The sequence below is a fragment of the Duganella violaceipulchra genome (assembly GCF_019166075.1).
Classification (GTDB): domain Bacteria; phylum Pseudomonadota; class Gammaproteobacteria; order Burkholderiales; family Burkholderiaceae_D; genus Rugamonas; species Rugamonas violaceipulchra.
Window position 1 is genome coordinate 1 of sequence record NZ_JAHTGR010000042.1, and the last position, 15,352, is coordinate 15,352.

The following is a 15,352-nucleotide window of genomic DNA, read 5'->3' on the forward strand; positions in this document are numbered from 1 at the left end:
ACCACAGAAACTGCCGACAGCTGCATGGATCAACCCGCCGATAATGGAGAAAAACGCTGCCAAAAAAAGCCGAGATTTAGACTCTCACCAATTCAACAAGGTGTTTCAAATTCATTGACACGCTCCGTGCTTCCGGCGGGACTTTCTGCAGCTCGATTTGACGAGTACGGCATCGCTGGTCTTACCTCCCTGCTTTTTGTGAGCGCATATTGGATGATTCCTCGCGCGCTCGAACTGAGCCTAACTTCGCCAGTGTCTGAGGCAGCCAAGTTCGGCTCGCTTGTTTTGCTGGGGCTAATTCTTCCCGGTTCGATTAAGCGATGTCCTTGGGTAGTACAGCTTTTCTTCCTTGGAAATTTTGGCGCGATGATGGCCATAGCTGGAATGCAGTATCAAAGCATGCCGCAACGGCTTTGTAACGCTTACTTACTCGAAGATCAGGACATCACTGGCCTAGGGCTTGTGGTTGGCGCTATTTTGATTTCAATCGCTTGGTTCGTCCAAATCGCACCGGCACTTTCACCTACTTTAAATACTGCAGAATCAAATGACATACCAGGAACTGAACACCGCCTCGATAACGGCTCTCGTACATGAGTTCTATAATGACGTTCGTGCAGACCCAGATCTATTCCCCATTTTCAATGCCGCGATCGGATCGAACTGGGGACCACATTTGGACCGCATGGTGGACTTCTGGTCGACGGTTATGCTTGGCAGTAAAAGCTTCCAGGGGAACGTATATGGGAAGCACATGCTGCTCACTGGTATCAACAAAGACCATTTCGTGCGATGGCTCTCATTATTCGAAGCCACAAGTAGTCGCTTGTTTAGGCCCGAAATTGCCAAGGATTTTCAAATCACCGCGCAGCGAATCTCGAGCTCACTGCAATATGGCTATTTCGGCAGCACGCTTGTTTAACGAGGCGTGGCTTGGTCCCTAAGTAGCGTCGCTCGGAATCATCGCTCAGCGGACCTTCCAGCCTGGATCGAGCTCCGTCTCATGGAACTCTCCCGCCGTCGGAACTCAAGATACGATTTACGCTAGTCCAGCCTGGCGCGCTCGAACTCACAGCATCCTCGCTGTGCCGGTTTAATGCCGGCTCCGGCACCGAACTTTGGGGCGCCCTGGATTCGGCCGATAGCAAAATCCGCTGTAATCGATAGAAGAAATTTCCGCCTTAAACATGCATATTACTTGCTTGTTTAAGGCGCTTGCAGTAGACTTACTTCACAAATGAAGCAGTCTTGAAAGGAAGTATCATGAACATCGATAAGTTTAAACATCAGCATTTGGATATTTTGGGCGCGATCGCAGCACTGCGCACTCTGGTTAAAACCGGCATCGCCGACCACGCCTCCGACATCTCGCAGCGCATCATCGCGATGAGCGGCGTCATCAAGCTGCACCTGGCGGTCGAGGACAACGTCCTATATCCGGCCCTGGAAGCCAGCGGCAACAACAGCCTTGCGCGCATGAGCAAGCGCTACCGTGATGAGATGGACGGCATCTCGGGTGCCTACCTAGCCTTCGCAACGAAGTGGAATACGCCTCGCCTGCTTATCGAGCAGCCTGAAGTCTTCCGCAACGAGGCCAACCACGTGCTGAAGACGCTATACGAGCGCATGAAAAAGGAAGACCGCGAGTTCTACCCAGCCATCGAGGCATCTGTCGCGAACATCTGAGCACAGCCCAATCTAACTAGCTGAGGCCCCTATGATCTCTGCTCTGAATCATGCGACCGAAAACGTGCATGGCCTGCGGCGCTTGGCGCTGATGATCGATTCGGTTTCAGATGCCATTGTGACCATCGACTCGCGCGGCATCATTGAGTATGCAAATCGTGGCGCACAAGAGCTGTTTGGCTATCGGCTGGAAGAGCTTCTTGGTCATAATGTGTCCATGCTGATGCCCCAGCCAGATAGCAACCGCCATGATGCATACATTTCTTCTTACCTAAGGACCGGCCAATCCCGTGTGATGAATCATCGCCGCAGCGTGAACGGACTACGCAGGGACGGCTCGCTTGTGCCGCTGGATTTGACGCTCGGGCAGATGCTGGAGGACGGGGAGAAAAAATTCACTGCTGTGCTGCGAGATGTTACTGAGCAGCGGCGCCTGCAGCAGCTGGCAGCAGAAACAGAGCGCGCCCTTCAGAATGCAAAGAATCGGGCTGACGAGGCTAACCGGGCCAAGAGCATCTTTCTGGCGACGATGAGCCATGAGATCCGCACGCCCATGAACGGCGTGCTGGGTTCCCTTGAACTTTTAGGCTTGACTGAGCTTACCGAGAGCCAGCACGAGACAGTGGCAATGGCGGAGCAATCTGGACGCGAGCTACTTCGCCTCCTTGACGACATCCTTGACTTCTCCAAGATAGAGGCGGGTCGATTGGAGCTGCGTCACGAACGAACCGCCATTCGTGAAAACATTATCGAAAAGGTGGTGGCAACCTATGCGCCATTGGCCTCGAAAAAAGGCATCGAACTGCGCTCCCGGGTAGACCCGTCTACGGCGCAACGGTTCTGCACTGACCCACTACGTTTGCGTCAAATCCTGCACAACTTTGTCAGCAACGCTGTCAAATTTACGCTGGCCGGCAGCATCGAACTATCACTGGATGTCATTCGTACAGAGCCTGGTGCACAGGTTTTGCGGTTCTCTGTCCGGGACACCGGAATCGGCATTTCAGCGGCGAGCCAGGCGCGACTTTTCCGGCCTTTTGTACAAGCTGATGGCGACACCACGCGCCGCTTTGGCGGAACAGGTCTCGGTCTGGCAATTTGTCTGGGCTTAGCGGAGAGTATGGGCGGCACCATTGCAATGGAAAGCGTGCTTGGCCTTGGTACCACAATGAGTCTAGAACTTAGCCTCCCTACCCTTCGCGAAGTTGAGGTCAATAACTGCAGAGCCCAACTAAGAAATGCACCGTCTATCAACGATCCTCAGGTACGGCATCGCGCGGCTCCGCCAGTCACGACTGCAGCCAGCAGCGGCACTTTAGTTTTGGTAGTCGATGACCATGCCACGAATCGCAATGTACTGGTGCGCCAGTTAGCCTCCCTTGGCTACGCGGCCGAGAGCGCCATCAACGGCGTCGATGCCTTGGAAAAGCTAGCCACAAGACGGTACTCGCTGTTGATAAGTGATTGCCAGATGCCTGAAATGGACGGTTATACGCTGGCACGAACTATTCGGGATGACGAATGGCGGCGTGGAATTTCGCGACTGCCCATAATTGCGTTCACCGCAAACGCCTTCGCTAGCGATGCCACGCGCGCTCTGGTGGCTGGAATGGACGACTATCTATCGAAGCCCACCACCCTCGCTTCGCTGAGTTCTTTGTTGGAGCGCTATCTACCTCTGCCCCCCCCTGAGACTAATATGTCCAAAAGCAGCGAACAACTGCTGGCCTTCAGAGATCGTGTCATCGACGAGACTCACCTGGCTCAGATCGTCGGCGATGACTTGGCCGAACGAGCGGCGCTTCTGTCCGACTTCAAAGAATCGTGTGACATTGATGCGAAGGCTCTGGAAGCAGCGTATCAGACGGGAGAGCTGCATGCCTTCATGGAGATTGCGCACAGAATCTGCGGGGCCAGCAAAATGGTCGGCGCGTCAGGCTTGGCGGCTGCCTGCCGCTCAATTGAGTCGTGTGGTCGTGAACGTCTAGCCCTGTCCAACGATAGCGGTCACGTCGATGCCCTCGGCATTTCTACGCGGGAAGCATATCGCCGCTTCCAGGCCGAACTGGACGCGTTTGACAATTATTTAAAACAAGGAACGGCTTGCCTTAAGAACGTAAGCCCAGCAACATGAACATCGATAACCTAAACTTTTTGCTTGTTGAAGACCATGACTTTCAACGCCGCGCACTGCGCCGTATGTTGTGTACTTTGGGAGCTTTGAACATCACAGATGTCTCGGACGGTCTCGCCGCGTTAGGCGCTTTTCAGCAGGCGCCACTGCCCTTTGATATTTGCATCATCGACCTCAACATGCCTGGTATGGATGGCATGGAATTGGTCCGCCACTTGGCCGAAGCAAATATTCAGGTTTCGATTATTTTGCTCAGCGCGCTTGATCGAGCGCTGATCTCGTCTGTCGAGACGATGGTCAAGGCTTACGGAATCAATCTACTCGGTGCAATAGAAAAGCCAGCAACTCCCGCCGCACTGGGGGATCTGCTGAATCGATTTACCCAGCGTCACCGCCAACCAGCGCACGCGTCACGAAGCACATCTCCAGAGCCAACAATGAACGAACTTCTTGAGGCTTTGGCGCTCGACCAGTTTGTACCATATTTTCAGCCGAAGGCCGACTTGTTGACAGGTGCGATCAGCAGCGCCGAGGCTCTGGCCCGCTGGCGTCACCCAGTGCGCGGATTGATTCCTCCAGATTCATTCATACCATTGATGGAGCATCATGGTCTCATCGACCAACTGACCGAACAGATTGTGGCAAAGACTGCCTTCGCCTGGCGGAAATGGGATTCGGAAGGAAAACGATACGAAATTTCGATCAATCTTTCCCTGTCTTCGCTCTCCAACCCAGGATACGCAGCTCGCTTGAGCAGTATTTTGGAGGGAAACGATATCGCGCCAAGCTACATCGTTTTTGAAGTGACCGAATCTGCTGCGATGTCGGATCTGCCTCATAGCCTGGAGAACCTTGCGCGACTGCGGATGAAAGGCTACGGACTGTCAATCGACGATTATGGTACCGGGTATTCGAGCATGCAGCAGCTGATCCGCATCCCATTCTCGGAGTTGAAGATGGATAGATCCTTCGTGACTGCTGCCTGCAAGGACAATGCCCAAGTACTGGTTCTGGCATCGAGCCTTGCGCTGGCGAGGGAGCTACGTCTTCGGTCGGTCGCTGAGGGTGTGGAAACTGCAGCAGATTGGCGATTATTGCGTCGCCTGGAGTGCCGCTATGCGCAGGGTTATCTCATAGGAAAACCAATGCCGCAATCGGACTTCTTGGATGGAGTCGCTCTTTGGGATGCGGCTTATTTAGCGCTTCCCTCTGATGTTCGCGCAGATCCTGTCCCTGAGGATGCCGGTCCAGCGAATTGAGCACCCAATTTTTTCCCGGATTGGATACCCCATCCGGGGCGTCGGAATTCTACAATGGACTTATTAGAAACCACGCACCAGTTCCTAGGAGCGGCTTACACTGTTCGCGACCATGATGGATCGAGCTCAATCACAATCTGTAACGCCTGTGCTGATCGCCTCGGCAGGCAATCCAATACCGGTTAGTCTGTTTAGCATGGTACTGGGTCTTTCCGGCCTCGGCTATGCCTTGCTTAGCGGTTCCATATTGTGGGGTATTCCTCAGGGGGTAGCGGAAGCCGAACTGCTGCTGACCCTAGTGGTCTGGGGTGGTTTGATCCTCACATACTTGGTTCAATTTTTGCGCGATCCCAATTTGATAGCAAAAGAGTTCCACGATCCGTCTCAAGGCAGTCAGGCGGCGTTAATTGGCATCTCCACTTTGGCCCTGGTGCCCGGACTGGTTAGATATTCATTTGCCGGCGCTTGTGTCGTAGCCGCCGCCGGCATATCTTGGCATGTTGGCTTTTCGCTTTGGCACACATCCAAGCTGTGGCAAGGCACGCGCGATATAAACGACGTATCGCCGGCGCTCTACCTACCAGACGTCGCGGGAAACTTCACGAGTGCTGCGGCACTTGGTGCGCTCGATCAAGCAGACTTAGCTTGGCTCTTCCTTGGGGCGGGAGTCTTCTCTTGGCTGACTTTGGAACCAGTGATAAAAAGCAGCATCTGGCATCGACCAAGTCTGCCACCTTCGCGTCGTTCCCTAGTGGGAATCCAGGCGGCGCCAGCAGTCGTTTGCGCTGCTTCGGTGTTGCTTGTCAATCCGCAGATCGCCGGACCTTGGGTCATGATGCTGCTAGGTTATGGCCTCTTCCAATTGATGCAGGGATTTCGGCTCATATCGTGGTTAAAGATGCAGCGATTCACCCACTCGTATTGGACATATACCTTTGGGATGACTTCAGCGCTCAACGTATGTTTGAAATTAGCCTTGGCAGGCAACGTTGCCGCGCGCGCGCTTTCCCTGCCATTGATGATTGCGGTTACTGCGTTCATCATCTATTTATTCGTCCGCACAGTAAGAGGAAGATGAGACGTTCATAGTAGGAAGAAAGGCCGGCAGGCCTCCCCGCTGCCAGGCAGCGGGGTGACTGATTACTAATAACGCCACTTGACCTCTTCGTCCCTTTAAGCGCAGACAGGATCGGGCTGGCGCCCGTGGACCACAAACTGGTCGACCGCATCCATTGTCCCGTCGGGACGTGCTGCTTTTTCTCCAGCGGGCTGTCATCACCCGAAAAAAGAGCCTCATCGTCTGAGCCGGATAGAGAAAGGGAGCGGTATGCAGGGAAAGAAATTATGGGGCTATTATGCATCCCCAACGCGTCGCCAATTGAAGAAATTTTTTGCTCATATCGGTACCGAAATTAGTCAAAATCTGCCTTGACAATATCTGACTTATCAAATATATTGAAAGCATACGGAGGACACCATGAAGTACTACACCGCAGAAAACTATGATCCAACCACCAGCATCGGGCTGTCGCTGTCACGGGCGCGCAACGTGCTGCTGGCGGAAATAGATGCATCGTTACGGGACATCGAGATCACTTCCCAGCAGCTGGGCATCATTATGGCGCTGGGACGTGAGCTGGCCGGCACGCCGTTCGAACTGAGCAAGATGCTCGATATCGACAGCGGCCTGATGACCCGCATGCTGGACAAGCTGGAGAAGCAGGATGTGCTTCTGCGCGTGCGTAGTGTGGATGACCGCCGCAGCATCAACCTGCAGCTGACACGCCATGGCAAGCACCTGGTGGAACAAATCGCGCAACGGGCGCCGGATGTCATCAACGCGCGCCTGAAAGATTTCACTGCTGCGGAATTCCGCGAATTCCAACGCCTGCTGGCCAAGTTCATCAGCGCCTGAGATCGCGTGCCACGGAAGTAGTCCGGCCCGTTTTTTTTAACCAAGTAACTGACAAGTCAGATTATGAAAACTCAGATAAAACCCAAAGTACTTCTGCTGTCGATCGTGGTCGCGGCCATCCTGCCGGGCTGCGCCAGCTTCAAGGGCATTGGCAGCGATCACCACATCGCCAGTCCAGGCACCTACCAATCGGCGCAGGCGCTGCCAGACGAACACGGCAACTGGCCGGCGGCCGACTGGGCCAGCCACTATGGCGACGCGCAATTGCCGGCGTTAATCGCCGAGGCGCTGAAGAACAATCCGACACTGGAGCAAGCCCGCGCCCGCGTTGCCGCTGCGGCGGCCGTCAGCGACGGCACACGTGCCGCTTCCGGTCCCAAGGTCAACCTGGACGCCAGTATCACGCGCCAGCAATACACCTCGAATGCGCTGGTGCCCCCGCCGGTGGCCAGTTCCTGGCAGACCGAGAACAAGGCGGTCCTGAGCGCGTCCTACGAGCTGGATGTGTGGGGCAAGCACAAGGCCGCCGAGAGTGCCGCCGTGTCGCGCCTGATGCTGGCGGAAGCAGAAAAGGAAAAGGTCAAGCTGACGCTCAGCACGGCAATCGCGCGTGCCTACAATGAACTGGCCCGCCTGTACTGGCAGCGCGACCTGGCCGGCGATGACATCGCCCAGCGCCAGCAACTGCGCCAGTTGAGCATCGCCCGGGCCCGCTCCGGCCTCGACACCGAGGTGGAACCGCAAAATGCCAACCGCGTGCTGGCCGGCAGCCAGGCCTCGCTGGCAGCGCTCGACGGCCAGATCCTGGACGTGCGCTATCAGCTTGGCGCCCTGCTGGGCGCTGGTCCCGACCGTGGCCTGCAAATCACCCGGCCACAGCTGGCTGAAGACGCCGCGCCTCGGGACCGCCTGCCGGATAACCTGCCGGCCGACCTGGTAGCGCGCCGTCCGGATATTACCGTTGCCCGTTGGCGGGTGGACGCCACTACGCAGGACATCAAGGTAGCCAAGGCCGAGTTCTACCCCGACATCAACCTCGGCGCCGCCATCGGCCTTGACGCGTTTGGCTTTGGCCGCTTCCTGGATGCCTCCAGCCGCACCATCTCGGCCGGCCCGGCCCTGCATCTGCCGATCTTCGACAGCGGCGCCCTGCGCGCCCAGCTCAAAGGCCGTTACGCCGATTTTGACCAGGCCGTTGCCGCTTACAACCAGACCTTGGTCGGCGCGCTGTCGGACGTTGCCACGCAAATTGCCCGCGTCCGCAGCACCGACGCCCAGTTGCTCGACGCCCAGGCGGCCAGTGACGCCGCACAACGCAATTGGCAGCTTGCCGCCAGCCAATACAAGGCCGGCCTGAATACGCAACAGAACTTGCTGCAAGCCCGCGTCACCGTCATCGCCACTCAGCAGACGCTGGCCAACCTGCGCATGGCGCGCCGCGACCAGCAGATCGGCCTTGCCGCCGCGCTGGGCGGTGGCTTCGGCAACCCGCAACCATCGCAACAACCATTGATTAACTAATCTCTCCAGGTGACATCATGAACGACCAAACAAAACCAGCCGGCAACGGCAAACGTAAAGCAGCGCTCGTCGCTCTTGGCGGCGTCACTGTTCTGGCAGCCGCAGCCTGGGGCGCGTACTACTTCAGCGTGGCACAGTATTTCGAGGAAACCGACGACGCCTACGTCAACGGCAACCTGGTGCAGCTGAACGCCCAGATCAGCGGCACCGTCACCGGCATCAACGCCGATGACACCCAGATCGTGCGCAGCGGCGACAGCGTGGTGAAGCTGGATGGCGCCGATACCCGCATCGAACTGCAGCGCTCGGAAGCCGCGTTGGCGCAGGCGGTGCAGCAGGTCAGCACCCTTTACGTCAACAACAGCGTCTTTAAGGCGCAGATCGCCCAACGCCAAGCTGAGCTGGCGCGTGCCGAAGACGACCTCAAGCGCCGCCTCACAGCCGACCAGGCCGGTGCCGTGTCGGCCGAGGACCTGGGCCACGCCCGTGACGCCGTCAAGGAACGCAAGGCGGCGCTGGCCACTGCCGAGCAACAATTGGCCTCCAACCGCACCCAGACCGCCCAGCAACAGATCAGCGAACACCCGAATGTGCTGGCCGCCGCCGCCCGCGTCCGTGCCGACTACCTGGCCTATGCGCGCGCCAATGTGCCGGCGCCGGTCACCGGCTATGTCGCCAAGCGTTCGGTACAGCTTGGCCAGCGCGTGGCTGCCGGTTCACCGTTGATGGCCATCGTGCCGCTGGACGGGGTGTGGGTGGATGCCAACTTCAAGGAAAGCCAGATGAAAGCCGTGCATATCGGCCAGCCGGTCGCCCTTCATGCAGATTTATATGGCAAGGATGTCACGTACCATGGCAAGGTGATTGGTTTCTCGGCAGGTACCGGCAGCGCGTTCGCCGTGCTGCCGGCGCAAAACGCCACCGGCAACTGGATTAAGGTGGTGCAGCGCCTGCCGGTGCGGGTTGCGCTCGATCCGAAAGAGCTGAAAGACCATCCGCTGCGCCTCGGCCTGTCGATGGCGGTCGAAGTGGATACCCATGGCCGTCAGGGTTCGCAGTTGCTCGCAGCAGTCAACAGTACCTTCCAGACTTCGGTGTTCGATCACTACGGCAAGGAAGCCGATGCGGAAATTGCCGGCATCATCGCCCGCAACCAGGTCGCCAACTAAGGAGCCATCATGGACACTCCGAAAACACCGACAGCGCCCGCAGCGTCGCCACCCACCCCGCCTCCAGCGCTGACGGGAGGCAAGCTGGTGCTGGCCACCATCGCGGTGGCGCTGGCCACCTTCATGAACGTGCTGGACTCGTCGATCGCCAATGTGGCTATCCCGACCATTTCCGGCAACCTCGGCGTATCGGTGGACGAAGGAACGTGGGTCATCACGCTGTTTGCCGCCGCCAACGCCGTGTCTATCCCGCTGACCGGCTGGCTGACGCAGCGCATGGGCCAGATCAAGCTGTTCGTGATCGCCATCCTGCTGTTCGTCTTGTCTTCCTGGCTGTGCGGCCTGGCGCCGACCCTGCCGATCCTGCTGGCGGCGCGCATCCTGCAAGGCGCGGTGGCCGGGCCACTGATCCCCTTGTCCCAGGCGATCCTGCTCAGCTCCTACCCCAAGGCCAAGAGCGGCCTGGCGCTGTCGCTGTGGGCGATGACCGCCACGGTCGGCCCCATCGCCGGCCCGGCGCTGGGGGGGTGGATTACCGATAGCTATTCGTGGGCGTGGATTTTCTACATCAACATCCCGGTCGGCCTGTTTGCCGCTGCCGTCACTTGGGCCATCTACAAGGACCGCGACACCCCAGCCCGCAAGCTGCCGTTTGATGCGGTCGGACTGCTGTCGCTGATCGCCTGGGTCGCCAGCCTGCAAATCATGCTGGACAAGGGCAAGGATCTGGACTGGTTTCAATCTCCCGTCATTGTGGGTCTGGCCGTGTTTGCCGTGCTGAGCTTCATCTTCTTCGTCATCTGGGAGCTGACAGAAGCCCATCCGATCATCGATCTGCGGCTGTTCAAGGGCCGCAACTTCCTCGGCGGCACGGTGGCAATTTCCGTCGCCTACGGCGTGTTCTTTGCCAACCTGGTGCTGCTGCCACAGTGGATGCAGCAATATCTCGGCTATCGTTCGGTGGACGCCGGCATGGCAACCGCGCCGCTAGGGATCTTCGCGGTGCTGCTAGCGCCGGTTATGGCCAAGCTGATGCCGCGTTCAGACGCCCGCGTGCTGGGCACCCTGGCCTTCGTTGGCTTTGCCGGTGTGTTCTTCCTGCGCTCGAACTACTTCCTCGACGTCGACCTGTTCTCGCTGGTGATGCCGACGCTGCTGCAAGGAATCCCTACCGCGCTCTTCTTCGTGCCGTTGACCGCCATCATCCTGTCTGGCTTGCCGCCGGAAAAAATCCCGGCGGCAGCGGGCTTGTCTAACTTTGCCCGCGTGTTCTTCGGCGCTGCGGCCACCGCCATCGCCAGCACGGCGTGGAGTGACCGCTCCATCGTGCACCACTCGCGGCTGATCGACCAGGCCCACGTCAACAACCCGGCCTTCACCGACAGCCTGCAGCAATTGCAGACTGTGCTGCACCTGAATCCGCAGCAGGCCTATGCCCGCTTCGAGCAGAGCGTGGTGGCCCAGGCCGCCATGCTGGGGCTGAATGACGTGTTCTGGATTTCGGGCGTGATCTTCATTGCGATCATCCCGCTGATCTGGCTGACCAAACCGATGCATGGCCAGGTGTCGGACGCGGCATCAGCAGCGCATTGAGATGACCCGGCCCATCATCCATGGCCGCCCGACGCGCACCACTCTGGCTGCGCGTCGGGACCTCTTGCTGGCCACCGCGCTCGACCTCTTCACCGAGCGTGGTTATGCCGGCTCGTCGCTGGCGGCAATCGCCGGCGCCGCCCACGTTGCCGTACGCACCATCTACGTGAAGTTCGGCGGCAAGGCCGGCCTGCTCGCGTCGTTGATAGAGGAAGAGCATTATCGCCATCGCCAGCAACTGCTCGCAGTGCCCTTTACTGAGAACCTTGTTTCGCAATTGGAACTGATGGCCGGGCACCTGGTAAGCCGGATACAGGACAAACGATTAATGCGCCTGCACGCGGTGATTATGAAGGAGGGAGACGAACCAGCCCGTACAGCCTGGCGTGATGCTGGACCATGTCAACTGGCAACACAGCTCATTCTCCTGTTCAGGCTGCCCGAGGCCAAAATCCTGTTCGATCCATTCCTCACACCAGAGGAATTGTGCGTCCACTTTCTCAACTGCATTACAGGGCTGTCGAACAACGGTTATCAGATGCAGTCACTCCATGCCGATGCTCAAGCCCAGCGGGGCCTGCGGCTGTTCCTGAGAGGCGTTATTGGGTATTAGCCGATGAACGGAGCAAGGGCGAGAGTCGGGCCTACTCGCCCCCCCTTATTACGGTATGAATCGCCCCAGGTTTGAAGGAGGCTCCAACATTTGAGCCCCGTTGGCCGGGCAAAATCCCCCACCTCCTGACCGCCTAGCGCTGCCATAAGGCTGCGGGCCAAAGGAGAGCAATCCCGCTGGCAGGACGTAACTTTACCCCTTCGACTATCGAAGGGGGCACGGAGGGTGAACGTCTTGAAACCAAACAAGCGAACCACAGTCGCCACGCTGCTGGCGACCGGCACCAGCCAGCGCGAGATAGTGCGGCTCACCGGGGTAGACCGTAAAACGATCCGCCTGACACTGGACCAGACCGGACCGGAGCCAAATTCCCCCACCCCGGCCACCGGCAATCGACAGCGGACCGCAATCGCTGTGCGAACCGCACCGCGCCTTCATCGAGGCCCAACTACGCCTGCGCCGCAACTACACGTCGATCTACCAGGACCTGGTCGACCAGTTCGGCTTCACCGGCCGCTACAACAGCGTCAAGCGCTTCGCCGGCCGGCTGGTACAGCGCGAGCCGGAGAAGTTCGACCGGCTGGAGTTCGGGTCCGGCGAGGAGGCCCAGGTCGACTACGGTGAAGGAGCGCTGACGCGTATGCCCGGCAGCGAACGTTACCTTCACCGACTACGCGCTCGGTGGCGACGCCGAGTAGCGGCAGCGACTACGGACCTTGGTCGACGCCGATCTGCTTGTGCTGGACTATCTGTTTCTTGCGCGCCGCATCAACGACAAGGCCGGTGAGCTGCTGCAGACGCTGGTGCACCAGCGCTATAAGCTCAAGCGCAGCATCGTGGTGACCTCCAACAGGGTCGTGCAGGACTGGGGCAAATACCTCGGCGACAACACCATGGCGACCACCATCCTGGACCGGCTGATGCACCGAGCCCACATCCTGGAGTTCGAGGGGAAAAGCTATCGGCTAAAGGAGGCAGCCTCACGACTCACGCGCTTGACGTCTGCCGACGTCAAGCAGAACTGACGAGGCCGACGGCAGGACCATGGACTACAATCCGGACAGTCCTGCCTGGGGGAGTTTGACCCGGCCAAAGGTGGGAGAATTTAACCTGGCCAACGGGGATTTGAGAAAATAAAGGATGGATGCGCCGCACGCTTATATAGCCCCCAGTGAATATGGTGGTAACAATCTGGCAGCGAATCTACCGGTCGCAGCCAAAGTCGCGCGAGTATCAAGTGGTCTTCGATGTCGGCGTGTAGCTCTATCGGATCTAGCTTACTGGTGAGACTATGTGGTAGCAACGTTCGTCAACGTTAAGAAATAGAACAGGTCAACCAAACCGAAGAAGTAACGAGCCATTGCCGGCTGAGCTGCTCCAATTTCCGCACAGCCGGCCCGTGTCCTAATGCTTTAGGCGCCGGCTGCGGTCTACGAGAACGCATGGTGGCATCCTACGATACTGGGTGGCGGCGACCTACGAGAACGGGGAGCACTGATGAGAATATTCACTTAGGTATTGGCTCGGATACCTGGGCACCATCTGGAAGCAGCAATACCACCAACAGCTTAGCCGGATTGGTGTCGCTAGCGTTGCGCGATACTACATGACGCATACCCGGGGACTCGTACCAGGAATCGCCAACTTTGTAAGTGATCTCGGCACCGTCGTCGAGCTTGGAAGTCACTTCGCCTGCCACCACGTAGGCAAACACCGATCCTGGGTGAAGATGTGGAATCGACTTTTGACCCGGCGCGTAAGTCACCGTAAGCATCAGCCCCTTCGTGTGAGCCACGTCCGGTAGCTGCTTGGTTTGCAGGATTGCGCGCACCTCCTTACCATCTCGCGGGACGTCGTGCGCCTGAACAGTCCCCACTAGACCGACGCTTACCATGAGCGCTGCAGCCAAACGATAGATTCCAGTCGTTTTCATTTCGTGCCTCGCTTAGGCCGCTGGCATTTTACGGAAACCAACGCCGAAACGGTTCCACGCGTTGATAGTGACGATAGCCAAGGTCAGGTCGACTTGTTCCTTGTCCGAAAAATTAGCCTTCACCAGCTCGTAGTCAGCATCTGGAGCGTGCGTGGTCGAAACTTGGGTCAAGGCCTCGGTCCAAGCCAGTGCTGCTCGCTCGCGCGAGGTGAAGAATGGGGTCTCACGCCACACAGATACTCCATGCAGGCGACGCTCAGTTTCGCCGGCTTTGCGAGCGTCGGTGGTGTGGGTGTCAACGCAGAATGCGCAGCCGTTTATTTGGGACGCGCGCAGTTTCACCAGTTCCAGCAACGGCTGTTCCAGGCCCAATTTCCCAACGGCCGTTTCCAGTGCCATCATTGCCTTCATTGCATCTGGGGAAGCGGTATAAAAGTTAGCACGTGCATTCATGATGATCTCCTTCAGTGGGTTAGTGTGTGGTAATTGTAGCGGGCAGCATTGCCCGATCGGAGTACCAATTCGGCGAAAATCTCGTAGTCCACGAAGCGAATGCAGGATAGCTATCTTCGTGCACTCAGAGGGCACGAGGCTAAGCCGCATAGTCCAGTCCTGGTAAATGATGATGCATTAAGCAACGGCTCAACACCTGACACGGCACCCCAGGAACGCAAGCGAGTAGTAGCGCTTATCGCTGCGCAGTGCAACGGATCATTTGGCCTAGTTCTATTCCGACACTTCTAACACTTCCGCGCCGTCCATTTGAAGCAAGATGCCTCGCACTCGCGATATGGCAGTGTCGATATCCAGCGTATCGATCGAGCCAAAACCTAAAAATAGCCCTTGACGCGGTTGTGCCTCAAAATAGAATCCCTCGAGGGAATAAAGGCCGACGCCCGCGCGACGGCCGAGACGTAGGAGCAGATCAATGTCCACATGTTTGCGCGCAAATGCAGCCATGTGGAATCCGGCCGTTGACGGAACTACTTCAAACCATGGAGCAAGGTGGGTTGCGAAGCCGCGCAAAATGGCTTCTCTTCGGCTAGTATAAATAGAGTGGCCACGGCGTATATGCTTTGCCAGATGTCCGTCATCAATAAACTTTGCCAACGCATGCTGAGTCATGCTGGCGGTATGCCAATCCGAGAGGTGCTTCGCAATACACAGTGCCGGCAATATCGACTCAGGAACTACAACGTATCCGATACGCAACTCAGGCAACATGACCTTCGAAAGTGAGCTCAGGAACACTACCAAGCCATGGGTATCGATGCTCTGCAATGAGTCCTGCGGCCTCCCTTCGTAGCGGAATTCGCTGTCATAGTCATCTTCTATAATGATGGCGCCGATTTCGAGTGCTCTCGCTAGCAGCGCAGTCTTCCGCCCCAAGCTCATTGGCATACTATAGTGGATCCCGAATCTGAGACGATGGTTTAAGCTGTGGTCCGTGAAAGGATGACAGCAAATGAGTGAAGGAAAAAAACGGCGGGTGCACACGGCGGAGTTCAAGGGCAAGGTCGGCCTGGAGG

Annotated in this window: 13 protein-coding genes and 2 pseudogenes; 12 read left to right on the plus strand and 3 right to left on the minus strand. The window is 57.7% G+C overall.

The features are described from left to right. From KVP70_RS32475 to KVP70_RS32525, 12 genes and pseudogenes are all read left to right on the plus strand, one after another. The coding region (locus KVP70_RS32475; RefSeq protein WP_217946542.1) for a hypothetical protein at window positions 1-597 on the plus strand (597 nt) is incomplete at its 5' end. 666 nt (window positions 598-1,263) lie between these two features. Next, window positions 1,264-1,686: a hemerythrin domain-containing protein gene (locus tag KVP70_RS32480; protein ID WP_217946543.1), complete on the plus strand. Its 423-nt coding sequence runs from the start codon at window positions 1,264-1,266 to the stop codon at window positions 1,684-1,686. Between the two features lie 31 nt (window positions 1,687-1,717). Then, a complete protein-coding gene (locus KVP70_RS32485; RefSeq protein ID WP_217946545.1) occupies window positions 1,718-3,820 on the plus strand; it encodes a PAS domain S-box protein in 2,103 nt (700 codons plus the stop codon). After that, window positions 3,817-5,079, plus strand: coding sequence for an EAL domain-containing response regulator (locus tag KVP70_RS32490; RefSeq protein WP_217946546.1), 1,263 nt, complete (start codon window positions 3,817-3,819; stop codon window positions 5,077-5,079). The genes KVP70_RS32485 and KVP70_RS32490 overlap by 4 nt, the downstream gene beginning before the upstream one ends. A 148-nt stretch (window positions 5,080-5,227) precedes the next feature. After that, the gene (locus KVP70_RS32495) at window positions 5,228-6,157 is read left to right on the plus strand and encodes an SLAC1 family transporter (protein WP_217946548.1); all 930 of its coding nucleotides are present in this window, start codon (window positions 5,228-5,230) and stop codon (window positions 6,155-6,157) included. Window positions 6,158-6,556: 399 nt separating this feature from the next. Then, window positions 6,557-6,994, plus strand: coding sequence for a MarR family winged helix-turn-helix transcriptional regulator (locus tag KVP70_RS32500; RefSeq protein ID WP_217946550.1), 438 nt, complete (start codon window positions 6,557-6,559; stop codon window positions 6,992-6,994). Between the two features lie 63 nt (window positions 6,995-7,057). After that, window positions 7,058-8,515, plus strand: coding sequence for an efflux transporter outer membrane subunit (locus tag KVP70_RS32505; RefSeq protein WP_217946551.1), 1,458 nt, complete (start codon window positions 7,058-7,060; stop codon window positions 8,513-8,515). Between the two features lie 17 nt (window positions 8,516-8,532). After that, window positions 8,533-9,684, plus strand: coding sequence for an HlyD family secretion protein (locus KVP70_RS32510; RefSeq protein ID WP_217946552.1), 1,152 nt, complete (start codon window positions 8,533-8,535; stop codon window positions 9,682-9,684). 9 nt (window positions 9,685-9,693) lie between these two features. After that, the gene (locus tag KVP70_RS32515) at window positions 9,694-11,277 is read left to right on the plus strand and encodes a DHA2 family efflux MFS transporter permease subunit (protein ID WP_217946553.1); all 1,584 of its coding nucleotides are present in this window, start codon (window positions 9,694-9,696) and stop codon (window positions 11,275-11,277) included. A 1-nt stretch (window position 11,278) separates the two neighbouring features. Continuing rightward, window positions 11,279-11,890, plus strand: coding sequence for a TetR family transcriptional regulator (locus KVP70_RS32520; protein WP_217946554.1), 612 nt, complete (start codon window positions 11,279-11,281; stop codon window positions 11,888-11,890). 225 nt (window positions 11,891-12,115) lie between these two features. Next, window positions 12,116-12,584: pseudogene (locus tag KVP70_RS34555) on the plus strand (IS21 family transposase); the annotation flags it as partial. A gap of 10 nt (window positions 12,585-12,594) precedes the next feature. Next, a pseudogene (locus KVP70_RS32525) lies at window positions 12,595-12,915 on the plus strand (ATP-binding protein); the annotation flags it as partial. Window positions 12,916-13,397: 482 nt separating this feature from the next. Here the strand turns inward: KVP70_RS32525 and KVP70_RS32530 are convergent. From KVP70_RS32530 to KVP70_RS32540, 3 genes are all read right to left on the minus strand, one after another. Further along, window positions 13,398-13,823, minus strand: coding sequence for a cupin domain-containing protein (locus tag KVP70_RS32530; RefSeq protein WP_217946556.1), 426 nt, complete (start codon window positions 13,821-13,823; stop codon window positions 13,398-13,400). Window positions 13,824-13,835: 12 nt separating this feature from the next. Next, complete coding sequence (locus tag KVP70_RS32535; RefSeq protein ID WP_217946557.1) at window positions 13,836-14,276, minus strand: carboxymuconolactone decarboxylase family protein; 441 nt, start codon at window positions 14,274-14,276, stop codon at window positions 13,836-13,838. 273 nt (window positions 14,277-14,549) lie between these two features. Beyond that, window positions 14,550-15,352 (minus strand): aminotransferase-like domain-containing protein (locus tag KVP70_RS32540; RefSeq protein WP_217946558.1); only part of this gene is annotated, 803 nt, incomplete at its 5' end.

Excerpts from the sequence above, each read along its gene's own strand:
- KVP70_RS32480 (WP_217946543.1), top strand. The coding sequence starts at position 1,264 with ATGAACATCGATAAGTTTAAACATCAGCATTTGGATATTTTGGGCGCG.
- KVP70_RS32520 (WP_217946554.1), top strand. The coding sequence starts at position 11,279 with ATGACCCGGCCCATCATCCATGGCCGCCCGACGCGCACCACTCTGGCT.
- KVP70_RS32500 (WP_217946550.1), top strand. The coding sequence starts at position 6,557 with ATGAAGTACTACACCGCAGAAAACTATGATCCAACCACCAGCATCGGG.
- KVP70_RS32515 (WP_217946553.1), top strand. The coding sequence starts at position 9,694 with ATGGACACTCCGAAAACACCGACAGCGCCCGCAGCGTCGCCACCCACC.
- KVP70_RS32485 (WP_217946545.1), top strand. The coding sequence starts at position 1,718 with ATGATCTCTGCTCTGAATCATGCGACCGAAAACGTGCATGGCCTGCGG.
- KVP70_RS32535 (WP_217946557.1), bottom strand. The coding sequence starts at position 14,276 with ATGAATGCACGTGCTAACTTTTATACCGCTTCCCCAGATGCAATGAAG.
- KVP70_RS32490 (WP_217946546.1), top strand. The coding sequence starts at position 3,817 with ATGAACATCGATAACCTAAACTTTTTGCTTGTTGAAGACCATGACTTT.
- KVP70_RS32505 (WP_217946551.1), top strand. The coding sequence starts at position 7,058 with ATGAAAACTCAGATAAAACCCAAAGTACTTCTGCTGTCGATCGTGGTC.
- KVP70_RS32530 (WP_217946556.1), bottom strand. The coding sequence starts at position 13,823 with ATGAAAACGACTGGAATCTATCGTTTGGCTGCAGCGCTCATGGTAAGC.
- KVP70_RS32510 (WP_217946552.1), top strand. The coding sequence starts at position 8,533 with ATGAACGACCAAACAAAACCAGCCGGCAACGGCAAACGTAAAGCAGCG.